Source organism: Clostridium sp. (genome assembly GCF_029267215.1).
GTDB lineage: Bacteria > Bacillota > Clostridia > Clostridiales > Clostridiaceae > Sarcina.
The window spans coordinates 79,760-102,788 of sequence record NZ_JARIDH010000042.1; the positions used below are offsets into that span (position 1 = coordinate 79,760).

Sequence of the window (23,029 nt, forward strand, 5' to 3'; positions counted from 1 at the left end):
TAATACCTCTTTTCAAGCTATACCATTTTTTTATAATACCAATTAATTTTTACTTTCTTTATAATTAATAATTCTTTCTCTTATATTAGAAATAAGTTCTTCAAGGGAATGAGCTCTACTTCTACTACAAAGTGCAGCATCTTCTCCACATAAAAAGCATTTTCTTTTAGAAACTCCTAAATCTTCTCTACTTATTTTGTTTAAATCTTTATAAAAAATATCTATATCAAATAATCTACCAAGAGGGTGGGTTTCCTCTAAGGTTAATGCTGTTTTTTTTATGTCTTTTATATCTCTATCACATACAAAATAAGCTTCATACCCAGATAAAGGAGATCTTTCTTTTAAAAGATTTGTGTTTAGTGAAGCTTCTAATTCCTTAAAAGCTTCACTAAATGCATAATAGTAAAGTTCATCCAATTTATTTGGTCCTGGAATATTTAATGTTAAACATATAATAATTCCATCATGTTCCTTATTAAGTTTTCTAATTTCAAAGGCTCTCTCTTCCCTACCTTTTAATATTTCCATCAAAAACTTATTTTTAGGTTTCATAATTTAATCCTCTATTTATGTTAATCCTCTTTCACTTTATGTATAACATCTATTATTGATCCATCACGATACTCAACAATACCAACAATCCTATCTTCATATTTAATAGATTCTGGATTTCCTGTTATATTTATAGCTTTTTCATATAATTCATCTATTGAAAATACAGGAATATTCTTATTGGCTTCTAATCTTTCTTTTAATTCTTTATTTTTTGAAAGTTTATCATTTATAGCAACACCACGCTCAGTTACTACAACATCTATTGATTCACCGGGTGTTATAACTGTGTTTACTTTTTCAACTATTGTTGGTATTCTTCCACGAACTAAAGGAGAAACAATCATTGATAATTTGGCACTTGCTGCTGTATCTGAGTGTCCACCTGAAGCCCCTCTTATATAGCCATCAGAACCAGTTATAACATTAACATTGAAATCTTTATCAACTTCTAAAGCACTTAATATAACTATATCTAGTTTGTTTGCTATACATCCTTTATTATGAGGATTTGCATATAAAGAAGCATCTATTTCTACGTGATTATTATTTTTACCTATTGATTCAACAGCTTTTAAATCAAATCCTTGAACATCAAATAATGTTCCTATAAAGCCTTCTTCGTGTAAATCAACAAATTGTTTGCTTATTCCACCTAATCCAAAACTTGCTTTTATGTTTTTATTTTCCATTTTTTCTTTTAAGAAACGAGCTACTGCAAGTGAAGCCCCACCAGTACCTGCTTGAATTGAGAATCCATCTTTTAAATATCCTGAAGATTCAATTACTGCTGATGCGTATTTTGCAATTAATAATTCCTTTGGATCCTTTGTAAATCTAGTAGCACCAGAAGCTATACCATTTGAATCTCCTATTTCGTCAACTTCTACAACGTAATCTACATCTTGTTGAGAAATACTTGCTGGCACATTAGGATATGGCATCATAGTATCTGTAATAAGAACTACTTGGTCTGCATACTTAGAATCTATAATAGCATATCCTAAAGAACCACATTGAGATTTTCCATGTATTCCATTTGCATTTCCATATTCATCAGAACAAGGAACTCCTAAAAATGCTACATCTATCTTTGCATCACCTGATTCAATTGCACGAGCACGTCCACCATGAGAACGAATAATTACTGGTTTTTTCATTATTCCTTTTGAAATTTCTTCTCCTAATTTTCCACGAATACCACTTGTTTCTATGGCTGTTATAGTACCATCTTTTATATAATCTATTAAGAATTCGTGAGCACTTGTTAAAGAACTTACACAAAGTGTTAAATCTTTTATTCCAAGCTTAGATATTTCTTCCATGACCATGCGAACTACATAATCTCCTGCACGAAAATGGTGGTGAAATGAAATTGTCATTCCATCTTTTAACCCAGTTTTTTCAATAGACTCAGCTATTGATTTTAGCTTTTTATTTGTTCCACAAAAAGTTGCTTTTATTTTTCTTCCTTGAACATTTCCTTTAGGTTTTAAAGCATATTCTCCTCTAAACTCTACAGTTTTTCTATCTTTTAATATATCATCTGGTATATTTATATTGATACTATTAATTGCCATAAATTACACTTCCCTTTCATATGATATTCCTGAAGCATCAGCTAGCATTAAAACACGTTCAGCTCTTGCTATTACTGGCTTATCAATCATTTTTCCATTAAGAGATACAACTCCTGAACCACGTTTTTCTGCTTCTTTTGCAGCTTCTATGATTCTTATAGCTTTATCAATTTCTTTTTCAGTTGGTGTAAATACCTTGTGTAATAAATCAATTTGTCTTGGATTTATTAATGATTTTCCATCAAAACCAAGTTGTTTAATTAATGTGGCTTCTTTAATAAATCCTTCTTCATTATTAACATCAGAATAAACTGTATCAAAGGCTGATATTTTAGCGGCCCTTGAAGCTAAAATTATATGGCTACGAGCTGCAAAAAGTTCATTTCCTTCTGGATATCTATGAGTTTTCATATCTGTTACAAAATCTTCTGCACCTAAAGCTATTCCCATTAGACGTTTTGAAGAGGTTGCAATTTCATAAGCATTTAAAACACCTAATGCTGATTCTATGGCAGCCATCATTTTTGTTGTACCAACAGGTAATCCTATTTCTTCTTCAATAGATGCTATTACCTTTTCCATATCTAAAACGTCTTGTGCTGTTTCAGTTTTAGGTAAACGTATAACATCAGGCTGAGCTCTTACTATGGCCTTTAAATCTTCAACACCAAATTCAGAGTCTAAAGCATTAACACGCACTACAGTTTCTGTGTTTCCAAAATCCATGGATGTTAAAGCATGATAAACTAATCTTCTTGCAGAATCTTTCTCTGCTATAGAAACTGAGTCTTCTAAATCAAACATTATTGAATCGGCACCATATATAGTACAGTCTTTTATCATTGCAGGCTTACTTCCAGGTACAAACATCATTGATCTTCTTAATCTTGGCATTTATAATTCCCCCAATCAAATTCATTCATTTCTGAAGCTCTACATACTGCTGCTTCTATACGTGCTTCTATTACGCAGTTTAAAGCACCTTTATCATTTATTTCCATAATCACACTATTAACCCCTAAATTATTTAGTGTGTTTTTAGCAACTCTTATTATTTCATTTCCAAACTGCTTTTTAACAGTACTTGTTAAATTAATTTCAATAGTATTTTCACTTGAAGGCTCTACTGAAACCATACAATCACTTGATTCTAAAGTTCCAGCTAAAGCTGGTTTTTTAATTTCCATATGAAAACCCTCCAAAATCTCAATTATTTTTCACATATGTTTAATAAATACTCAAATGTTGTTTTAGGAACTAGATTTTTAACCTCATCTAAGTTACCTTCTTTTAATAATTTTCTTACATTAGAAGCTGAAATAAATTGTCCATTTTCTTTTAATCTAGAAATTTCAAATACTTGTATATTATACTTTGGAAGAATTTCTTTCATATAATGATTGTAGTCATTAGTTAAACTTGAGAAAGGTTCTTCTCCAACATATCTTGCTTTTATATTTAATGCTTCTCCTATGTATTTTGAAAATAAAGTTAAATCTAAGTAAGCATGAGCTTTAGTTATATTTTTTTGTTCCTTTATAAAGTATGATGGAAATGTAGCTTCTGAAATTATGTATCTTCCAGATTTGTGAACTATAACATTTTTTAAATCGTAAGTTCCAAGCTTCACCATATTTAATCTATCTTCACTAGAAAATTCTGATTTATCCTCTGTTAATATAAAAAGATGAACAACATCATTTTCTTTAGAAGCTTTTTCTATTAAATATCTATGACCTTTTGTGAAAGGATTACAATTCATAACTAAGGCTGCTACCTTATCTCCTTTTAAATAAGATTCTTTTTTTAACTTATTAATATAAGTGCTTATTCCATTTCTTTTATTTTCTAATAAAGACACTAAGTTAGGAATATTTATTAATTCATGGTAACCAAGACTTTTAAAAAGTTCTACATTCTCTGGTTTAGTATATATAAAAAGATGAGATTCTCCTCTTTCAAAAGCTTTTTCTGTTAGAAGTTGTACTATTTTTGAACTAATTCCTTTTTTTCTATAGTCACTTCTAATCGCAAAACATTTTAATGTATATCCATCTAATGATCCAGTAGCTATTAAATCTTTATTGTTATATACACATATAGTGAAGTCTATACTTTTTAAAAATTTAAGATTTTCTTTGTTTAAAAATTCTTCAACTTCTAAACTTTTTTTCTTATTTATTTGTGGATTAAATTTTACATAAGTTAACTCCTCTTCAAAGTCATCATTATAATTCCAAGCTGACATTTCACACCTCCTTTAACATTTGTTTTATTTTTTAACATTTGTTTTCTACAACTTTATTTTACCACATCCATAATAAAGTACAATAGGTTTTGTATATTTATAAAATTTATAACGTTTTCATAGTTTTCCTTATGTGTTTTTAACTAAAATATTCAGTTTTTTATATTGATTTTATCACATTGTTAATTTTATCACCATTTTATTATCAACATGCATTTGAAGAAGTTTAACATATGTGATATATTTTTCATATGTTAAAGAAAAGGAGTGGTTATTTTGAAAATTAACCAAGATTATTTTCTAGAAAAATTAAATAGTTTAGTTATAAAATCTTTATTATATGAAGTAAGTTGTTTCCCTTCACCTGGATTAGTTTCTCCAATATCAAATGGAGCTCATAATGATATGGACTACTATACTTTTTTAGATAGTATAGCTACCATAGGACCTAAATTCAAAAAAATAGCTGAAATAGGTTTTTTGGATATACCCACAGAAAATTTATTAAGTAAAATACGTCCAATAGGAATTGAAATAGAAAAAGATATGTTTGAAGCTACTAATAATATAAATACACATAAAGGATTGATTTTTTTAATGGGAGTTATATGTGTAGCTACATCAAGAGCTTTTTATGAAAATAAGTCTTTTTATGAAATAAGAAATATAATAAAAGAAATTACAAAGGGACTTGTAAGTAAGGAACTTACTAATAGAGAATCTAATAAAAAAGAAACTTATGGAGAGAAAATATTTAGATTATATGGGATTACTGGAATAAGAGGAGAGGTTGAAGCTGGATTACCTTCTGTATTTGATTATAGCCTTCCTTTTTATGAAGAACATAAAAGCTTAAAAAATAATGAAAGACTTTATCTTACTTTAATTTGTATAATGGCTAATTGTGATGATTCTACCTTATTACATAGGCATGATATATCTGTTTTAAAAGAAATTAAAGAAGAGGCTAATAAAATAATTTTAAGTTTAGACAAATTAAAGTCTGATGAAATAACTAATAAAATCTATGAAATGGATAGTATTTTCTCAAAAAGAAGAATTAGCCCAGGAGGAAGTGCTGATCTATTGGCTATAACTGTGTTTTTAGATGGAATTAAATCACTTTTTACTTTATAATTAAATTAGCAATAATTAGAAACACACTAAAAATAGAGGTAAAACATATGAATTTTGAAGAAAATTTTGAAGATCAATATAATGAATTTTTAGCTAATATATCAAATATGTATTATAACGAAAATAAAACTCAATCTGATATAGCAAAGGAGTTTAATACAACTCGTTTTAAAGTAGCTAAATATTTACAAGAAGCTCGTGAAAAAAATATAGTAAAAATTGAAATAAATCATCCTGAAATAAGACTTTCTTCTCTTGAGAAGAAATTTAAAGAACATTTTGGATTAAAGGATGCTATAATTTTAAAAGTTAAAAATAATGATATTTCAGAACACTCTCAAAGCCTAGGAAAAACTGCTGCTGAATACATTCAATCATTATTAACTGAAAATAGTATAGTTGGACTTACTTGGGGAAAAACTTTATATCATGCAATAAATAACATAAAGCCTTCAAAGAAGCTACCAATAACAGTAGTTCAACCTTTTGGTACATCTGGTAAGAAAATTATAAGCTATGATACACCAAGTTTAATTCACCTATTGTCAGATAAATATGATGCAAATTATAGATTACTATATTCACCCCTTTATATAATGGATGATATGGTAAGAAGAAATTTTGCTATGGAACTTGTAATAAATCAGTCTCTTTTAAAATCTAAAAAAATTAATATGTTACTAACTGGCTTAGGTACTCCAGATGCTGTGTACTCTACTATGCTTTGGAAAGAAGCTTTTTCACAGGATGATTTTATCAAACATGAAGCTGTTGGTGCTATATATGGTCGTCTTTATAATAAAGATGGGAAATTTTTAGATATAGATTTAAATAAAAAAGTATTTGGAATTGACTTAGATACAATAGGCTCAATAGAAAACAAAGTTTGTATTGTAACTGGGAAATTTAAATCTGGAGCTATATTAGGAGCTTTAAAAGGAAGGTTAATAGATACTCTAGTAACAGACGAATTAACTGCAGCTAAAGTCTTAAATCTTGAAGAAAATGAATAATAATTAATATACATAAAACTTGAGATTATATAATATGTATTTTTACTATTCTTAAATTTTTAATAAAAATAGATTAAGATTCAAATTGAATCTTAATCTATTTTTATTTTTTCTTTTATTAAATTAATATTAGGTAATATTATCTTTGCTTTTTTATTGTATTTAATAATTAAAAATTTTCTAAAGCTATATATCTTTTTTATTTCATCATAATAAATTTTATTTTCTATATTTTCATTAAACACAGTAAAAAACTCATTGTTATTTTCATCAATTTTTACAAAATATTCAGTATATACTTTAGGCATTCCTAAAAAGCCAAAAGTCATACCGCTCATATTACTATAGTAAAAAGGCCTTATTATTTTTTTTATAAAAATAATTAATATTACACTTTGTAAAATAAAAAATATAAATGATTCTAGCAAAAAAACTTTAATTGATATATAAAAAAATTTATAATATTTATTATAAACTAATAGTAGAATCAAGAAAATTTCTAAAGAATACATAATAGATAAAATAATTAAAGTTAATTTAAATATTGTTTTAACTAATATATGTCTATATTTATTGTATTCAAATTTATATATCATATTTTTTCTCCTTTATTTATTTTTATTATATTATTTTCCAAACTTTTCCATCTTGTATTTTTTCTATTGGTAATACTATCTTAAACCCATTTTCCTTAGTCAATACTAATACATCATCAATCTTTTTTATTTCACATTTTCTTAAATCGACAAAAAATTTTCTATATTTCGAATCTAATATAAGATTATTTCCATATATATACACTTCAAAATTTCCAATTAAATATGAATATTTAACTCTATAATAAAATCTTGAAAAAATAAAATAAACATAACGGGAAGGTAGATCATTATTAATAATATAATTTTTATATCTACATTACTTAAAGTTATTATCCTTTCAAATAAAATAGTTTTCATATCTATTCTCATATTTAAAGCAATTATTCCAAATGAGAATATAAAACATATACTTAGGGCAATTAGTGCTTTAAGTATATGTTTTTTATTATTTTTAAATGTTAATTTTACCTTTTCTTTTTTTAAATCATTTTTCAAAAAATCAAACCCTAAAAAATCTTCTTTACTTATAGTAAATGAATACTTCATAATACCTCCTAAAAATAATATTTTTCACATTTCATCATATAAAAATTACCAAAATAAAATATTTATCTGATAAAACTATTAACAAAAAAGAGTTGTATTTAATAAAATAATTAGAATTTACTTTATTAGAAGAACTACTCCATAAAGAGTATTTACTTAGAAAATTTAATGAAATAAGAGATTTTTATTTAAAAAGAGTATTTTAAATAAAATACTCTTTTTTAGATTATTTATTTAATATTAATTTTATAAGTAGTTAAAATTTTTTCTTATCCAACTTATAAAAAATGAAAGCTGTTGGAATAAGACTTAAGAAAACTATTAGCATCAATATACCTGTAACTTGAGGATTAGGCAATATCATTAAAACCATCTTCTTTCTTATGTAATTTATTAAAAAATATTAAAAATTTTTTCTAGTTAAGAGCTCTCCATATTCTAATTCATTTAAAATTTTTGCAAAATTAGATAACTCATTTTTAAACACTATTAAAATAGGCTTCTTTTTCTCTTTTAAATATATTTTAAAAATATGATTTTTGTAATCTAAATTTAAATAATCTATATCAGATTTTTTTATTAATTTAAAATTTCTATAAATATAATTTTTATTTATAGAAATAGAAAAGTTAAAAGCATAGGTTAAAAAATATAATAATAATATATTTAAAAGATTAATTTTATTGCTATAAAAATATAATATTAATTGAAGACCTGAAAATATAGTTAACTGTATGATTGCAGATAAAAATTTAAGTGATGTAAGATTTTTTTTACCATTTTTTGAACTTGGATTAATATAATAGGACTTATTTTTTAAAAATAATCTTTTATAAATAAACCAATTTTTTATGAGAATATATAAAAAGAATATAAAAAGTCCAAAGTTAAATAAATTAATAGCATATATTTTCATACAATTCTCCTTATAATAGTAAAGTCTTACTTTTACATTAACAAATTGTGTATATTTTGTAAAGTTTATAATGGTATAATTGTTTTAAGAAGATATATTGTTATTAATTTTATATTAATACTTAAATTATAATATCAACTAAAGTTTCTTTTTACTTAGAATCCTTTAAATAATAAAAAAACATCCATAGTTAAAATGTAAGAAATCTTAAAAGTTGCTTTAGAGAGATATATGGGAGATAATTAATATATAATTTTTAATTATATATAAAAAGAAAAGAGTGATATTTATGAAAAAAAAATTGATAGCTAGTTTAATAATCGGAACTTTTCTAATTTCTGGTTTATCTTTTATAGGATGTGATAAATCTGATAATTCAAAAGCTCAAACCAATACTACATCAGATAGTAATTCAAAAAAAGATTCAACAACAACAGAAGATATTAATACTCAGCAAAATAAACAAGAGTCTCCTAAAGGTTCAAATAAAGAAAATAAGTCATTAGAAACTGATAAAAAAGTTAATGAAAATAATGAAACTTCTAAGCCTAAGAAAGATATTAAACAAACAAATCATTCTGTTGTTTCAAAAGAAAAATCTAATAAAAAAGATAATTCTTCTAAAAAAATAGATTCAACTTCAAATGTTGAAAATAAAACTAATAAAACTTCAAATAACAATTCTAAAGAAAAAAATTTGAAAAATGAATATGAAAAAGCTGATAAGGAATTAAACGATCTTTGGAAAATAATTGTAAATTATAGTGCAGATTATCCAGAGTTAATTAAAAGTCAAAAACAATGGATAAAATATAAAGATAGTAAAGATTTAGCTACAAAAACTAAATTAACACAAGAGAGAATAAATACATTACAAAAATGGTTTGGCTATCAGAGAAGAATCCAAGGTGAAAAAGGATATCAATTTGCTCAAACACACGAATGTCCAAGCTTAGATTGGAATTAAAGTATTTGTAATTTCTAATTTTAAAATATAAAAAGGCAAAAATAGGTTAGGATGTTTATTTCCTAACCTTTTAATAAGTGTGTAATTGTAATATTATTTCATTTATAATCTGTTTATACCTTTCATTTAGCATACGTTCTAAATCATACTTACTAGCTTCATTTAGAGTTCCAATATATAAATCTGTTTTAATATTCCTATTTCTAGGTGTATCACTAGAATCAGTATTACTAGCATTACCAATAATACTATAGTTCTTTATTTTTATATTGTTCAAACACGCATTCCTTGGTAGTAAAATGGCTCTAATGTAAATTGGGACAATTTTATGAAAATGTAACTTCAAGTACAGTATCAGTATTTTATCTTTACACTCTCGGTATTTTATATTTTTTATTTAAATTAATTCTAAGAATGGCTTTATTACTAGGTTTTAAAAATACTAAAAGGATAATTATAGATAAATTACTGATGTAAAATATTAACTCAAGTATAATAACTTTTCCAAATATAGTCTCGTTTTAATATAAAAAGTCCTATTTTTGTTCCTTTTAAATTTTATATTCCCAAAATTACTCCTTATTAATGTACTTGAATTGATATTAGAATGGATAAAATACCGAGTTATTGTACTTCAATTTACATTATCTATTTTTCTCCATAATAAAAGAGCCTAGAATAATATAGACTCCTTGTTAGTTATTTTGTTTATTTAATTATTTTCTTTTTTATATTCAGTAATAATACTTATATCTTCTTCCGTTGTAATATAAATTTCGCCTATAATCTTGTTATTAATTAGATTTAATTAATAACAATTCAGTTAACTCTTTTAAATTTTTTAAATGCTTATCCGCTAATCTTTGATTGGTAGATACAATATGGTCAACTTGCGTTAATTCAATTATACTTAAACCCATTGCATAAGTATATAACTCTGAAGGGATTATATGTTTCACTGATAAAGGAATATTGCCTGTTGTAAACAATAAAGATTTTTGATACAAATCTAATATTTCTTGATATAATATAACTGTTTTTATATCAACAGTCCCCTCTATAGGATTTTTATTTGTTAAAAAACTATGTATTCCTTCTTTAATTGATATTGTGTTTGTTAAAAATATAGATAACAACAAACATTGCCTATATGTTAATTTTTCAAAAACCTTTAAAAGAAATAAAAACTCTTCACTATCAAGGTATTGAATAAATCCAATATTCGCTAACATATTACCGTAAAATATTTGTTTCATCTCTTCAGCTTCTCTTTGACTAGCTATAACTATTGATTCAAATACTTCTTCTGCATTTGCTTTTCCCTCTAAATTTTCTTCAAAAAATCCATCATCTCTTAATTTATTGCCATTATTTAATTGCTCTTTAACCTTATCTATAGCACTGACCATACAATTTACCACTCTTTGTTTTTCCCATTCTGTTAATTGGCAAGGATCAAGTTTATCAGCAATTACTTGTATCACTTTACATGAAGCATTTCCTCCTATAGTTCCACTAATACCAGTTGTATCACCTGTAACTGTGTTAATGGCTTCTGATATAATATTACTTATCAGATCTTGACCACTTTCTAGAACCTTTTTTGCGCCTTTTCTTATATTTCTTGTATTCATATAATTATCCCCTTTACCATATATACTAATTATAACATTCTTCATTTATAGTATATTAAAATATTTCTTTAAATCGAATATTTTAATGATATAAACTTGACTTTTAAGTGCCAAAGGCGTTATACTTCTGGCTTATTCTCAAAATATATATAGTTATCCTGTCGACAATAAAAAAATCAATAAGACAACTATATTGATAACTCTTATACTTCTGTATTTAAAGCCTCGCCACTTTAAACCTATGGTCTTGGTAATACCTCTCTTTTTGCAAAGTTATTTCTTAATGTATGAGTCCTATCTCTTCTTCCTTTATTTATTTCATCCGATATAAATATAGTTTTATTTTTAATATCTATATCTTCCTCTCTAATCTCTAAACATTCACCTGCTCTCATTCCTGTATCCATTAAAAATTGTATTACTATATAGTCACGATACTCTGAGAATAATGTTAAATCCAAACTCTTTAGAAGTTTATTAAACTCATCTATTGTTATTTCAGCCTTAGTTTTTCTAATATATTTAATCCTTTTTATTTTAAATGACGGATCTTTACTTATTAATTTATTGTCCTTGCACCAAGTAAAAAACATCTTAATATTTCCTAAGTAATTATCTAAAGTACATAATCTTACTTTCTTAACAAAGTCTTCTCTATTTTGTGGTACATTGGAGTTAATATTATTTTCATTAGCTACATAGCTATATTTATTACGTTCTTTAGTAAAGTCTATATAATTTCTTATATGTTCCTCTTTTACATCTTCCACTCAAATGACTTTGTAATCATCTTCTAAGAACTTAAATAACAGTCTTAAACTTTGGTCATACGCTCTAATTGTTGTTCTTCTAAGGTCTCTATATTTACAGTCTGTCATATAATCTTCTAATACATCTAACAACTCATTTTTATTCTTCTTTAAAATCCTAGTCATAATAAAAAACACTTCCCATTTAATTAGTAAAAAACTAACTAACAAGAAGTGTCTTATCACTCTATAAATTTAAGTGTTTATTGAGTTTTCATAAATATCATTTATTGGCTTCAAATCAATTTTATTGGCTTTTTTGTTATGGATAAATCTAATGAAATTTTATATTTCTAATTATATAAAATTTCATATTACCTTTTAGCCTATACTTCCTCTTACTTTACCCATTCTTACTATCCACTCGTTTAGGATTTTAAGTTCTTCTGTACTATTACGCATTACATTTTCCTCAAGTCCCATAAGATGCATTATAATTGGTTTTGTGGTTTTAAGTAATGTGTGGTAGAATTCATTTTCATTTAAGAAATCATAGTCTAAGCCAAGTTCAAGAATTTCATTTACATATTTCATATCTTTTTTGTATTCTTGTCTAGCCTCTTCATTTATTATCTTTTTAGATACGCTAGAATTTGCAAATCTAGCAGCGAAGGCTAAGTCTTTTCTTAATATTGGGTATATTTCAAGAAGTTTATCTATACCTTCTTGGCCATACTTATTTTTAATTTCATTTAATGCTCTTCCCATTCCTACAAGTTCTGGTGGCATTCCTAATGTGTACATAGCCCCAGTAAATGATATTGCTCTTGGAACTGCATATTCTTTTGAGTTATCTATGCTAAGAATTTCTTCTTTTAACTTTTCATCTTTTACAAGATTTGCAACATTATCTAAGTTTGCAACTTCTCTATTATATTCTAATCCAGTTTTAGCCTTTGTTAATCTATCTCTATTTTTAGGAATAAAGTCAGCTACAAATGAAACTGTATCTATAATTTTTAAGAATGTATGTAAGTAGTGTTTTGAGCATATTCCTATAAATTCTTTCATTAAATCTTTATCTTCTTCAGAAAGATTTCTTGGTTTTGAATCAACTATTCTTTCTTTTAGCTCATTTACTGCCCTTTTAGTAGCTTCTTCTCCATGATCATATCTTAAAGCTGATTGGAATGTGAATGTTTTTATTCCGCTATATGTAGCTATAATTTCATCTATATTTTCCTCAGAGAAATGTCCTCTAAATGGAAGTGAACCACACCCTAATATTGGACTTATTTCAACTCCATGTTTTTCTCCCCATTTATAAGCACAATCAACTGCCATAAGAACTGATAACACCCCAGAAATTAATCCATAAGACATGGCAGTATCTGATCTTGCAATCATTATTCTTAAATCTTTTATAATATTTCCTTTACTTTTTTCTATTTCATAATGTTCATCTAGTATTTTATCTATGTTTACTAATGCAGGAACATCCTCAACTAAAGGAATTATTCTAACTCCATTTAAGTCTAACTTAGTTTCATAATTTTTATTCCCCATATCTATAACTGAGTTAACTCTATCTTGGAATTCTGAAATTTCCTTACCAGTTTCTATCATAGGAACAACAACCTCTGATATTGCAGGTACTCCTGTTAATGTTTTAGATTGTACATTTGTTTCTATAATAGACATTATACTCATAAGCTGTCTAAATACTGATTCTTTATTAGCATTTGGTATTCTAGGTGTTACTCTAACATCCTTACCTGGGATTATTCCTTTTCCTATTAATCCAAGTGCTACTTGTGAAGTTTGATGATATGGAGTTAATTTTCCTTCAAAATCTATCATAACTTCCTCTATTCCTAAACCACCTTCACTTTGTGGTGATAATCCTTTTATAGCCTCAGCAGGCTCCTCTTGTATTGAAACATAAGTTTCTACATTATCCGGATGTTGTGTCATCATAGAACAAGGTATTTTCATAATATATCCCCCTCTTTTTATTACTTATTGCAATTTATATTTAGATTATATTGCATAATTTCATATTTTTCAAGTGTTTTATGATTTAAATTGCAATTTAATTTTAATATTTCTTGCATTTTTATATTTACAAGAAAACTTTCATTTAAATTCATAATAATTTTTCACGAAAATAAAAAATAAACCCATAATATAAAGTTCGCTATATATTTTTTTAAAGAAACATATATTATATTATTACCCAAATCAATATATTAATTAAACACTATTTATTATTTCATAAAAAAATAAAACTTATAAATGAATTTAGAGAAGATTTAATAATTCTCTTCATAACATTTATAAGTTTTATCTTTAATCTTTATTCCATTTTATAATAAAATTACTTTTCTATTATTTCTCCAATTAATGAGAATGGCTGCGCTCTTACTATTTTAAGGTTAACTAATTCTCCAATTAAGCTTATATCTCCAGCAAAGTTAACTAATTTACCATTTCTAGTTCTTCCAGTTAATTTAGTTTCATCATTTTTGCTTGGTCCTTCAACTAAAACTTCAACTACTTTACCTTCGTATTCTTTGTTCTTTAATATAACTTTCTTATTTATAGCTTCAACTACTCTATTAAATCTCTCATGCTTTATATCATCTGGAATTTGGTTTTCCATCTTGTCAGCAGGTGTATGGTTTCTTCTTGAATAGATGAATGTAAATGCTGAATCATATCCAACTTCTTCACAAAGGCTTAATGTATCTAAGAAATCTTCCTCAGTTTCTCCTGGGAATCCAATTATTAAGTCTGTTGTTAAAGTAACATCTGGAATCTCAGATTTTATCTTTTTAACTAAATCTAAGTAATATTCTCTGTCATAGTGTCTATTCATCTCTTTTAAAATTCTTGATGATCCACTTTGAACTGGTAAGTGAACTTGTTCACAAAGCTTATCACACTCTTTTATAGCTTTTATTACATCATCACTTAAATCTTTAGGGTGAGAAGTCATAAATCTAACTCTCTCTAATCCTTTAACTTCGTTAACCTTTCTTAAAAGACTAGCAAAGTCTATATCCTCCTCTAAGCCTTTTCCGTATGAGTTTACGTTTTGACCTAGTAAAGTGATTTCTTTGTATCCTTTTGATACCAATTCTTCTATTTCTTTAATGATGTCTTCTGATTTTCTACTTCTTTCTCTTCCTCTAACATAAGGAACTATACAGTAAGTACAGAAGTTATTACATCCATACATGATAGTAACAAAGGCTTTAACATCACTTTTTCTATCTATAGGTAACCCCTCAACTATTCCCTCTTCTTTATTTAAAATTTCCTTAACTTGAACTCCTTCTTGAAGAACTCTATTTAAGTACTCTGGGAATTTATGAGCATTGTGAGTTCCAAATATTATGTCAACATAAGGATAAGTTTTTAAAATCTTATCTGGCATACCTATTTGCTGCATCATACATCCACATATAGCAATAACTAAATTAGGATTTTTTTTCTTTAAACTTTTAAGTTGTCCAATATTACCAAAAACTTTGTTCTCAGCATTTTCTCTTACACAACAAGTGTTAAATATTATTATAGAAGCTTCTTCTTTATTTTCTGTTCTCTCATATCCTTGAGACTTTAACATTCCTGATAGTTTTTCAGAATCCTCTTCATTCATTTGACATCCATATGTAAAAATGTAGAAGAATTTTTTATCTAAATTATTTTCTAATGTCATTTCAGTTCCTCCAAAATAAAAAACGTTACTTATTGCATTATATCATAAAATTTATTCATATTAAAAGATAGAATTTTCTAAATATTAATAAAGTAATTTTAGGTAAAAACAAAAGTTAAATAAACTTAATTTATAAAAGTAATTTTTGAAATTCACTAAAAATCTCCTAAAAATTAGACTTTATATTGATAATAACCAAATTTTAATACACCTTTTTTACAAGTTAAATATAAAAAATAACCAGTTATTAAATCTTATTTACTAACTATTAAATATTCAGTAATATATATTTAACAATATTTTGCTATTAAAATAAAAATATTGTTAAATTATTGCTTTTTGAAAGGAGTTTTTATATGAATAATAAATTTAAAATTTTATTGATTATTGTAATAAGTTCATTTTTAATAAGTTGTAAGTTAGAAAATAGAAATGAAAATTTTAAACCTGAAGCTATAAAAAAGGAGAATTTCAAATTAAAAAACATAAATACTCCTACTAAAATAATCTTATATAAAAATGGGAAAGAAATAGTAATAAATTCTGATAATAAAAATTTCAAAAAGATATTAAATTATGTAGACAATGGGTTGTCTGGTATAAAAGGCGCTTTAAAAACTGAAATGGATTTTGATGTTGAGAAAAAGGGAACATTGCTTGAATTAGATTATAATAAAACTTATGAGTTTAATTATAAAAATGATTATGATTCTCACAAAGTAAACTATAATAAGATTTTTATAGATTTAGACTTAAAAAGGCCTAATTATTTAAATGAATTTTGCGTTGTTTCTTTCAAAGGCAATTTAAGTGGATTGCACGGTAATTTTTTAAACTACCATAAATTTTGTAAGTTTATTAATAATGAATTTTAATATGCTTTTCTTTTTTAACATTTTTAACAATCACCATAAATAGTTATGATTCACACTTAAAACTTCTTTTTTTTATTTAATTTCTTAAAAATTTGAAATTAAATATTGTATTTTTTGAAGTATTGTAAAATAAAGAAGTAATTTTAAAACATTCTAGAATTTTATTTAGGTGTATTGAAAGGAGTAAAAATGAAAAAAGCTAATGAAATAATAGATAATATAAAGAAAACCAAAATTAAAATAAGTTTAAAAGAGTTTGATAATCTTGTAAATTTAATAAATGATTTAGAGAAAAAACTTAAGGAAAGCAAGGAAGAAATATTAAAATTTAATAATGTGGATATGAAAGAAGATTTAAAGTTTTTAATTAATAATAATTTTATACAAAATATGTTAAACTACAATGTAGATTTTGATGGTGATTATTGGTATAAATTGAATATTAATTTGAATAAAGATATTATTTCATCATATAAATTAAATGATTTTGTTGTTATAAGGTTTAAAAATGAAGTGTCTTTATATGGTTTTTTAAAGTCAAAATTTAAAGGGATTGATATAAATAAATTCAATAGAAGTGACAAAACTCTTTCCTTTAGCGATGATACTCTTGATATTGTAATTTTCAACTTAAAAGATATAAATAAACATATGATTATTTATAAAATTTTTGAAGTACGAGATTCTATTAATTTTAATTGTAATTAATATATTTAAAATTTAAATCACATACATTTGAATTTTTAAGGTTTAAAAAATATGTTTAAACCTTATTTTTTTATATAAAAATATCTTGTCTTTTATAATAAATCAAAGTTCAATGTAAACTAAATAGCCACACACCAAATTAATTAGTGTGCGGCTCTTTTAAAGTCCCTCTTATCTTTTTTCCTTTGCAGTTCTAACTATACTATATATTTTTTTTAGAGCTTCTGTCTTAAATCTATTTATTCCAGATAAGTTTTCTTTTGAATCTATATCTCTTACTTTTTCACTAAATTCTCCTATTACTTTTCTTATTTCATCTTTAAACTTAGATTTTTCATCTGCATTTAAATTTTTAAGACTGCTTATCTCCTCTATCTTTTTAAAAGAAGCATTTTGTAGTGATTCCACAAATCTATAATTTTTATTGTTGTGGCTAATGTTTGCTATAGGCCTACTAATTTCATGTCTGTTTTCAACTTCAACCTTTTCTCTCACCACTTTATTTTTTGTTTCTTCTGAATTATTTCTTTCCTTTGCTTTTCTAACTATACCATATATATTTCTTAAGGCTTCTGCTTTAAATCTATTTATTCCAGATAAATTTTCTCTTGAATCTATATCTCTTACTTTTTCACTAAATTCTCCTATTACTTTTCTTATTTCATCTTTAAACTTAGATTTTTCATCTGCATTTAAATTTTTAAGACTGCTTATCTCTTCTATCTTTTTAAAAGAATTATCCTGTAATGATTCTACGAATCTATAATTCTGATGTATTCCACCTCCTAACTCCTTTGCTCCAACATTTTGTGGGGTTATAACAAACCCTAAAACACTAGAACTTATTAAAACATTTGCCACTAATACTTTTAAATTTAATATTTTCATAAAATTTCTCCTTTCCAACAAGAAATTGTTGTTATTATTTTGTAATAATTATTATAAAGGAGCATTTATTCTAATAAATTTCAAATATTTATAAAAATCAAAAAAAAAATAAAATTATTTTCACAAAAAAATATACTATCATTAAGGCATAGAATTCAAATTTTTGTATCGAGTAGTAAAAATCGAACAATAAAACAAAATTTAATTAAGGATGTGGTAAATATATGAATAAAAAGAAATTGACTATTTTATTGGCTTCTGCTGCAATTAGTATTGGTTTTGGTGGTTTTATTAACCCCCCACAAAGTGTTGAAGCAAAAGCATTGGTTTTAGAAGAGCCAATTAAGGCTGTTAGATTAGAAGCCTTAGCTAAAATTCACGAATTTAAGAATATAAAAAAGAATCTTAAAGAAGAAATTATGGTTAAAATTAAAGCTGCTGAATCAGAAGAGAATATAAAAAAGCTTCTTGAAGAAGCACAGAAAATAGAGTCTTCAAAACATCAAGTAAAATATACAATAAAATATATTGATGATACAAATAAGACTGAACTTAAAAGTGAAACTAAAATTTATTTTGCAAATAAAAATATAACAGAAAAAGGAGAAAAATTTAAAGGGTATGAATTAATTTCGGAAAATGTTAAAACTAAAACTTTAAATATAGATTATAATGAACCTATAGAATTTCATTATAAGAAAATTGACATTAACAAATTTAAAGAAAATACGACATCTGAAATTAGAAAAATGAGAAATATTAAAAAGAGTAAAAAAGATAACTTTATGGCTAAAATAAGTTCTTCCACTTCAGAAGAAACTATAAAAGAAATACTTGAAGAAGCAAAAAAAGAAAATGCTTCAAAACATCAAGTAAAATATACAATAAAGTATATTGATGATACAAATAATAAAGAGCTTAAGAGTGAAACTAAAATTTATTTTGCAAATAAAAACATAACAGAAAAAGCAGAAAAATTTAAAAAATATAAGTTAGTTTCTCCTAAAGAAACTCAAAGTAAGATTTTAAGTATCGATGGGGATAATGTGATAGAGTTCCATTACAAACTTTATGATGATTATATTTCTTTAGACAATTTTATTAAAGAAAAAGTTGATTTTGAAAAGCCATTAGACTATGAAAATACAAATTTTACTGGAAAATCTGAAGAACTAAAAGATTATATTATTAAAAACATTTATAAAAATTCATACACTATAAAATTTAAAGCTTCAGAAAAAGATAAAAATAATGCATATGATACTTTATTTAATAAAACTACAAAAGCTTCTCACGTTAGATATGCTAGAAACTGGGAAACAAGCAAAACTAACACAGACATTAAAGATGTCTTTGAATATACTTTAAAACCAAGTTATCTTGCAGTTAGAAGTAGACAAGTTGAAACTGAAGAAAAAATAGATAAAATTATAAAGAAAAACAAAGTTACAGAAATGTCTGATTTTGAAAAAGCTAAATTTATTCATGATTATATAATTAATAAAGCAACCCCAGCACCTGGTTCTTGGATGACAAAAGAAGGTAATAATGTTCATGAAACTCCAGCCTTAATTTTAGATGGAAAAGGTGTATGTGAAGCTTATACTATGGCCTTTAATAGACTTGCAGAAAGAGCGGGTTTAGAATCAATAATGGTAGTTGGACTTTATAATCCTTATTTGCAAAACGAAAGATATCGTAAAAATATAGAAAAAATATTGTATACACCTACATTTGACAGAAGGATAAACCATTCTTGGAATAAAGTAAAAATTGATGGAAAATGGTATAATATCGATACTTATCATGATGATTTTCGTTTTGAGTTAGCTAGTAAAGAAAGACTTTTAAGTAAAGATCAATATGGTTCTATTGAATTCTTGAAATCTGATGAACATTTTAAAAAATCTCATAAGATTTGGAATCCTGATTATGTTGAAAAATCTACAAACGATTATGATTTAGGAAAAAAATATGAAATGTTGACACAATTCTCTGAATAATTAATATAAAAGTTAACTAAATAAAAAGTCACACATTAATTTAATGTGTGACTTTTTTTGTGGGTGATTATCCTCCTGTTTTGCATTTTGTTTCGCGATTAAATCATAACGCAAGTTAATCCATCATGTATTTTGGTTTAGTTCAATTTCATTTTAAAATTAAGCAACAAAAAAATATGACTATAGATAAGAAAAAAGAATAAACTTAATCTATAGTCATATTAAATAAGTTTTATTATATGATTTATTCAGGCATATTGTATGTATCATATTCAAATTCAAAACTTAAAAGTTTGTAACTTTTAATCTAATAACTAGGAGTTAAATTAAACCAATTTAGAATTTTATAAAATCATATAATAATGATAGTAGCAATGTACCCTTGTTACTATCTAAGACCATTGTACAATTATTTTAAGCAAACAAAACATCAATATTTTTTTTATATAAAAAAATATTGATGTTAAACTTAAAATATAATTTTAGTAACCTTTTTGTTATTAAATATTAAATTTCTTTTAATTTAATATTTTTAATAACTAGGTATAATATACTTAAATTTTTTATTATAAGGAGTGTTTAATATGAAAAAAGTATTAATTTCTTTGTCTTTTATTGTCATATCTTCTGTTATTTTTTTAGGTTGTAGTAATTCTAAAGATATTGATAATAATAAACAAAAAACAATTTCAGAACAAACAGTTAATAAAAATGATACTGATAAAGAGAATAAGGTTTCAGAATCAGAAGTTGATGAACCTTGTAACAATAATGAATCTTGTAATAATACTCATATAAAAAAACATAAAAATGAAAATAAATCAGATAAGAAAAATTCTAATGATAATTCCTCAAATATAAATAAAAAAGACACTAGTTTCTTTAATAAAATAAAAACTTCTTCAGAAAAAGGAATGGTTATAAATTCAAACTTTAAAATTGGACAATCCATAGATACTGTAATTTCTAAATTAGGTAAATCTAATAGTGAAAATTTTATTCCTGATGCTAAGGGTACATATTTTACTTTTAATTCTCATAACTTAGCTTTTGGTTGCAACAAAGGAAGTCAAATTTTTGAAATACGTTCCTTCGATAAAAGTTTAAAAAATCTAAACTCTAAAGAAATTAAAAAATTTTTTGGTAAACCAAATTATACTAAAACTCTAAAAGAAACTGAAATAGTATATGGCTATAAGATAAACTCAGAATTTAAAATTTTATTTGTTTTTGACTCTAATGGATCATTAAAACACTATTCTGTTTTAAATCCTAGTTTAACTAAAAATTCTATGGCTAACGATCCAGGGCGTACTTGGTAAAAATATTAAAGTAAAAAGACCGGAATTTATATTTCTGGTCTTTTTACTTTAATATAAACGATTTAAATAGACCTTATAAAAGTCTTTCTCCTCTATAAATTATACATGAATCATGAAAATCTTAGCTAAATCTTAAATCTTAAATCTTAACATGTATTTTTTTAGATAAACTTAGTTATAATATAGATAATATAGTGTTCTTTCAAAACTGAATATTTAAGATTGCACAAGAAATTAGACTTGTAACTTAAAATATTCTTGGATATTGACCAAAAAGCTCCCACTTCTACAAGTGGTTAGCAGTTCACAAAATTAAAATATTATATTAAGTGGTGATGTAAATATGAAAAAGAAATTATTTATATTCGTTTTTTTGTTTTTCCTTTCAATTAACTTGGTGAATAAACCTGTTTTGGCAGTAAACTCATTTACAGAGGGAGTTTATAAGGTTGCTGATTTAAACTTTTCAGAGAAGAATAAATATATAGTACAAAATATTTCAAATAATGAAAGTACATATCTTCAGGTCTTTGATGAAAATCAAATAATACTACAATCTATAAGACTTGAACCAAATTCTGAAAAATTTAATCTAGTTAAATTATCACCTGATTATAGAATTGTATTAATTGGTAAGGGAACTACTTATATATTTTCTGCTAAGGAATAAAAAGGGTAAAGATATTCATTATCAAATTAAAGGTTTTCTATTGTGTTGAATAATTTTTCATGATATTATTAATTTGTGATTTTTTTCTTGAGTATCTTGATGAGGTGATGTGCGTCTTGATGCTCTTTTTTATTAGAATTATAAATATTTATTAAAATAAAAAATATGACTGAAAGAAAACCTCAGTCACATTTTTCATATATAATGTTAAAATCTATCTATTATTTTTTATTATTTCTAGCACATATTTTTTAAAATCTTCAAAAGACATACTTTCTATAGAAGCTCCTTTATTTATTTTCTTTGTTGCAAAATCATATGAAGCTGATCCATAGTTAAATGCAGGACTTCCAACAACAAAGTTACTTCCTGGGGTTCTGTAAGTAACTTTACATTTTAACACCTCTTCACAGAAGTTTAATACATCTAGGTAATTTTCTAAATGCTTTTCATCTATCATTTTAACTATAAAAGAAAATAGTTGATATCCACCTAATAGCTGTTGCATTTTTCCACCATGCATATTAAATACTTTATCTGTACTATAGAAATATTTCATATCTTTATATGTTAAAGTTTTAAACTCTGAATTCACCTCAAGTTCTTTAAGATTTAATCCTTTTAAGTCTTTTTCTATAAAATCCCATTCTATTGATTTTGGAATTGAGTTATTATTTACCGTTTGAGTAAATTTCTCTATTGCATTATCCATATATTTATTAACTGTAACAACTTTATCATTCATATATACAGTATATTCACCATTTTCAAATACTAAACTAATTTTATTATCCATATTAGCACCTCATTCTTAATTAATAATAATTATTATAAAATAATTTAAAAATTATGTCTAGTTAAATTTTATTGTCTTAATAATAAGATTTTTTAATAT

24 protein-coding genes are annotated in these 23,029 nt (G+C 24.8%); 8 read left to right on the top strand and 16 right to left on the bottom strand.

All coding sequences use genetic code 11. The features are described 5' to 3' along the window. Nucleotides 1–42: 42 nt before the first annotated feature. From citX to citC, 5 genes are read right to left on the bottom strand one after another with little or no spacing between them, the layout of a single operon-like run. The gene (gene citX, locus Q1K13_RS07230; protein WP_300348882.1) at nucleotides 43–555 is read right to left on the bottom strand and encodes a citrate lyase holo-[acyl-carrier protein] synthase; all 513 of its coding nucleotides are present in this window, start codon (nucleotides 553–555) and stop codon (nucleotides 43–45) included. 20 nt (nucleotides 556–575) lie between these two features. Beyond that, nucleotides 576–2,135: a citrate lyase subunit alpha gene (gene citF / locus Q1K13_RS07235; RefSeq protein ID WP_300348884.1), complete on the bottom strand. Its 1,560-nt coding sequence runs from the start codon at nucleotides 2,133–2,135 to the stop codon at nucleotides 576–578. 3 nt (nucleotides 2,136–2,138) lie between these two features. Next, the gene (gene citE, locus Q1K13_RS07240) at nucleotides 2,139–3,029 is read right to left on the bottom strand and encodes a citrate (pro-3S)-lyase subunit beta (RefSeq protein ID WP_300348886.1); all 891 of its coding nucleotides are present in this window, start codon (nucleotides 3,027–3,029) and stop codon (nucleotides 2,139–2,141) included. Next, nucleotides 3,017–3,322, bottom strand: coding sequence for a citrate lyase acyl carrier protein (gene citD / locus Q1K13_RS07245; RefSeq protein WP_300348888.1), 306 nt, complete (start codon nucleotides 3,320–3,322; stop codon nucleotides 3,017–3,019). Before citD ends, citE begins: the two co-directional genes overlap by 13 nt. A 23-nt stretch (nucleotides 3,323–3,345) precedes the next feature. Beyond that, entirely contained in the window at nucleotides 3,346–4,383 is a 1,038-nt protein-coding gene (gene citC / locus Q1K13_RS07250; RefSeq protein WP_300348891.1) for a [citrate (pro-3S)-lyase] ligase, read from the bottom strand. A gap of 267 nt (nucleotides 4,384–4,650) precedes the next feature. Here citC and citG point away from each other — a divergent pair, with 267 nt between their 5' ends. Both citG and Q1K13_RS07260 read left to right on the top strand, forming a co-directional pair. After that, a complete protein-coding gene (gene citG / locus Q1K13_RS07255; RefSeq protein WP_300348894.1) occupies nucleotides 4,651–5,520 on the top strand; it encodes a triphosphoribosyl-dephospho-CoA synthase CitG in 870 nt (289 codons plus the stop codon). 47 nt (nucleotides 5,521–5,567) lie between these two features. Next, nucleotides 5,568–6,533 (top strand): sugar-binding transcriptional regulator, encoded by a 966-nt coding sequence (locus tag Q1K13_RS07260; protein ID WP_300348896.1) that lies wholly within the window; start codon nucleotides 5,568–5,570, stop codon nucleotides 6,531–6,533. Nucleotides 6,534–6,625: 92 nt separating this feature from the next. Here the strand turns inward: Q1K13_RS07260 and Q1K13_RS07265 are convergent, their stop codons facing one another. The 3 genes from Q1K13_RS07265 to Q1K13_RS07275 all read right to left on the bottom strand — a co-directional run bounded on the left by Q1K13_RS07265 (nucleotide 6,626) and on the right by Q1K13_RS07275 (nucleotide 7,678). Next, the gene (locus tag Q1K13_RS07265) at nucleotides 6,626–6,862 is read right to left on the bottom strand and encodes a YcxB family protein (RefSeq protein ID WP_300348899.1); all 237 of its coding nucleotides are present in this window, start codon (nucleotides 6,860–6,862) and stop codon (nucleotides 6,626–6,628) included. A gap of 292 nt (nucleotides 6,863–7,154) precedes the next feature. Further along, the gene (locus tag Q1K13_RS07270; RefSeq protein WP_300348902.1) at nucleotides 7,155–7,334 is read right to left on the bottom strand and encodes a hypothetical protein; all 180 of its coding nucleotides are present in this window, start codon (nucleotides 7,332–7,334) and stop codon (nucleotides 7,155–7,157) included. 14 nt (nucleotides 7,335–7,348) lie between these two features. Beyond that, nucleotides 7,349–7,678: a hypothetical protein gene (locus Q1K13_RS07275; protein WP_300348905.1), complete on the bottom strand. Its 330-nt coding sequence runs from the start codon at nucleotides 7,676–7,678 to the stop codon at nucleotides 7,349–7,351. Between the two features lie 1,205 nt (nucleotides 7,679–8,883). Between Q1K13_RS07275 and Q1K13_RS07280 the strand changes: the two genes are divergently transcribed. Beyond that, nucleotides 8,884–9,561 carry a lysozyme inhibitor LprI family protein gene (locus Q1K13_RS07280; protein ID WP_300348908.1) on the top strand — a complete coding sequence of 226 codons (678 nt, stop codon included), beginning with the start codon at nucleotides 8,884–8,886 and terminating at the stop codon, nucleotides 9,559–9,561. Between the two features lie 70 nt (nucleotides 9,562–9,631). On the opposite strand, the gene Q1K13_RS07285 is transcribed toward Q1K13_RS07280, so the two are convergent. The 6 genes from Q1K13_RS07285 to miaB form a co-directional block, all read right to left on the bottom strand. Continuing rightward, nucleotides 9,632–9,838 (bottom strand): hypothetical protein, encoded by a 207-nt coding sequence (locus tag Q1K13_RS07285; RefSeq protein ID WP_300348910.1) that lies wholly within the window; start codon nucleotides 9,836–9,838, stop codon nucleotides 9,632–9,634. A 517-nt stretch (nucleotides 9,839–10,355) separates the two neighbouring features. Next, nucleotides 10,356–11,195, bottom strand: coding sequence for a hypothetical protein (locus tag Q1K13_RS07290; RefSeq protein ID WP_300348912.1), 840 nt, complete (start codon nucleotides 11,193–11,195; stop codon nucleotides 10,356–10,358). A gap of 239 nt (nucleotides 11,196–11,434) precedes the next feature. After that, the gene (locus Q1K13_RS07295) at nucleotides 11,435–11,965 is read right to left on the bottom strand and encodes a tyrosine-type recombinase/integrase (RefSeq protein WP_300348913.1); all 531 of its coding nucleotides are present in this window, start codon (nucleotides 11,963–11,965) and stop codon (nucleotides 11,435–11,437) included. Then, complete coding sequence (locus Q1K13_RS07300; RefSeq protein ID WP_300348914.1) at nucleotides 11,966–12,130, bottom strand: hypothetical protein; 165 nt, start codon at nucleotides 12,128–12,130, stop codon at nucleotides 11,966–11,968. Between the two features lie 195 nt (nucleotides 12,131–12,325). Then, on the bottom strand, nucleotides 12,326–13,939 hold the full coding sequence (gene ppcA, locus Q1K13_RS07305) for a phosphoenolpyruvate carboxylase (protein WP_300348915.1): 1,614 nt from the start codon (nucleotides 13,937–13,939) through the stop codon (nucleotides 12,326–12,328). A gap of 382 nt (nucleotides 13,940–14,321) precedes the next feature. Further along, nucleotides 14,322–15,668, bottom strand: coding sequence for a tRNA (N6-isopentenyl adenosine(37)-C2)-methylthiotransferase MiaB (miaB, locus tag Q1K13_RS07310; protein WP_300348916.1), 1,347 nt, complete (start codon nucleotides 15,666–15,668; stop codon nucleotides 14,322–14,324). A 356-nt stretch (nucleotides 15,669–16,024) separates the two neighbouring features. On the opposite strand from miaB, the gene Q1K13_RS07315 reads away from it, so the two are divergent. Both Q1K13_RS07315 and Q1K13_RS07320 read left to right on the top strand, forming a co-directional pair. After that, nucleotides 16,025–16,543, top strand: a complete 519-nt coding sequence (locus Q1K13_RS07315) for a hypothetical protein (protein WP_300348919.1) — start codon at nucleotides 16,025–16,027, stop codon at nucleotides 16,541–16,543. Nucleotides 16,544–16,732: 189 nt separating this feature from the next. Then, the gene (locus Q1K13_RS07320; protein ID WP_300348922.1) at nucleotides 16,733–17,251 is read left to right on the top strand and encodes a hypothetical protein; all 519 of its coding nucleotides are present in this window, start codon (nucleotides 16,733–16,735) and stop codon (nucleotides 17,249–17,251) included. Nucleotides 17,252–17,422: 171 nt separating this feature from the next. On the opposite strand, the gene Q1K13_RS07325 is transcribed toward Q1K13_RS07320, so the two are convergent. Further along, nucleotides 17,423–18,139, bottom strand: a complete 717-nt coding sequence (locus tag Q1K13_RS07325; RefSeq protein ID WP_300348924.1) for a hypothetical protein — start codon at nucleotides 18,137–18,139, stop codon at nucleotides 17,423–17,425. 224 nt (nucleotides 18,140–18,363) lie between these two features. Between Q1K13_RS07325 and Q1K13_RS07330 the strand changes: the two genes are divergently transcribed. The 3 genes from Q1K13_RS07330 (at nucleotide 18,364) to Q1K13_RS07340 (ending at nucleotide 22,134) form a co-directional block, all read left to right on the top strand. Beyond that, a complete protein-coding gene (locus tag Q1K13_RS07330; protein WP_300348927.1) occupies nucleotides 18,364–20,142 on the top strand; it encodes a transglutaminase domain-containing protein in 1,779 nt (592 codons plus the stop codon). 584 nt (nucleotides 20,143–20,726) lie between these two features. Next, nucleotides 20,727–21,464 (top strand): YjgB family protein, encoded by a 738-nt coding sequence (locus Q1K13_RS07335; RefSeq protein ID WP_300348930.1) that lies wholly within the window; start codon nucleotides 20,727–20,729, stop codon nucleotides 21,462–21,464. Nucleotides 21,465–21,807: 343 nt separating this feature from the next. After that, complete coding sequence (locus tag Q1K13_RS07340; RefSeq protein WP_300348933.1) at nucleotides 21,808–22,134, top strand: hypothetical protein; 327 nt, start codon at nucleotides 21,808–21,810, stop codon at nucleotides 22,132–22,134. Nucleotides 22,135–22,348: 214 nt separating this feature from the next. Here Q1K13_RS07340 and Q1K13_RS07345 read toward each other — a convergent pair whose 3' ends face one another. Beyond that, nucleotides 22,349–22,930: a hypothetical protein gene (locus tag Q1K13_RS07345; RefSeq protein WP_300348935.1), complete on the bottom strand. Its 582-nt coding sequence runs from the start codon at nucleotides 22,928–22,930 to the stop codon at nucleotides 22,349–22,351. Nucleotides 22,931–23,029 lie beyond the last annotated feature (99 nt).

Bases quoted from the DNA above. Each gene is read 5' to 3' on its own strand.
- ppcA (WP_300348915.1), bottom strand. From the start codon at position 13,939: ATGAAAATACCTTGTTCTATGATGACACAACATCCGGATAATGTAGAA.
- citX (WP_300348882.1), bottom strand. From the start codon at position 555: ATGAAACCTAAAAATAAGTTTTTGATGGAAATATTAAAAGGTAGGGAA.
- Q1K13_RS07290 (WP_300348912.1), bottom strand. From the start codon at position 11,195: ATGAATACAAGAAATATAAGAAAAGGCGCAAAAAAGGTTCTAGAAAGT.
- Q1K13_RS07320 (WP_300348922.1), top strand. From the start codon at position 16,733: ATGAAAAAAGCTAATGAAATAATAGATAATATAAAGAAAACCAAAATT.
- Q1K13_RS07340 (WP_300348933.1), top strand. From the start codon at position 21,808: ATGAAAAAGAAATTATTTATATTCGTTTTTTTGTTTTTCCTTTCAATT.
- Q1K13_RS07330 (WP_300348927.1), top strand. From the start codon at position 18,364: ATGAATAAAAAGAAATTGACTATTTTATTGGCTTCTGCTGCAATTAGT.
- miaB (WP_300348916.1), bottom strand. From the start codon at position 15,668: ATGACATTAGAAAATAATTTAGATAAAAAATTCTTCTACATTTTTACA.
- Q1K13_RS07315 (WP_300348919.1), top strand. From the start codon at position 16,025: ATGAATAATAAATTTAAAATTTTATTGATTATTGTAATAAGTTCATTT.
- citF (WP_300348884.1), bottom strand. From the start codon at position 2,135: ATGGCAATTAATAGTATCAATATAAATATACCAGATGATATATTAAAA.
- Q1K13_RS07325 (WP_300348924.1), bottom strand. From the start codon at position 18,139: ATGAAAATATTAAATTTAAAAGTATTAGTGGCAAATGTTTTAATAAGT.
- Q1K13_RS07300 (WP_300348914.1), bottom strand. From the start codon at position 12,130: ATGACTAGGATTTTAAAGAAGAATAAAAATGAGTTGTTAGATGTATTA.
- Q1K13_RS07265 (WP_300348899.1), bottom strand. From the start codon at position 6,862: ATGACTTTTGGCTTTTTAGGAATGCCTAAAGTATATACTGAATATTTT.
- Q1K13_RS07335 (WP_300348930.1), top strand. From the start codon at position 20,727: ATGAAAAAAGTATTAATTTCTTTGTCTTTTATTGTCATATCTTCTGTT.
- Q1K13_RS07345 (WP_300348935.1), bottom strand. From the start codon at position 22,930: ATGGATAATAAAATTAGTTTAGTATTTGAAAATGGTGAATATACTGTA.
- Q1K13_RS07275 (WP_300348905.1), bottom strand. From the start codon at position 7,678: ATGAAGTATTCATTTACTATAAGTAAAGAAGATTTTTTAGGGTTTGAT.
- citC (WP_300348891.1), bottom strand. From the start codon at position 4,383: ATGTCAGCTTGGAATTATAATGATGACTTTGAAGAGGAGTTAACTTAT.
- Q1K13_RS07280 (WP_300348908.1), top strand. From the start codon at position 8,884: ATGAAAAAAAAATTGATAGCTAGTTTAATAATCGGAACTTTTCTAATT.
- Q1K13_RS07260 (WP_300348896.1), top strand. From the start codon at position 5,568: ATGAATTTTGAAGAAAATTTTGAAGATCAATATAATGAATTTTTAGCT.
- citD (WP_300348888.1), bottom strand. From the start codon at position 3,322: ATGGAAATTAAAAAACCAGCTTTAGCTGGAACTTTAGAATCAAGTGAT.
- citE (WP_300348886.1), bottom strand. From the start codon at position 3,029: ATGCCAAGATTAAGAAGATCAATGATGTTTGTACCTGGAAGTAAGCCT.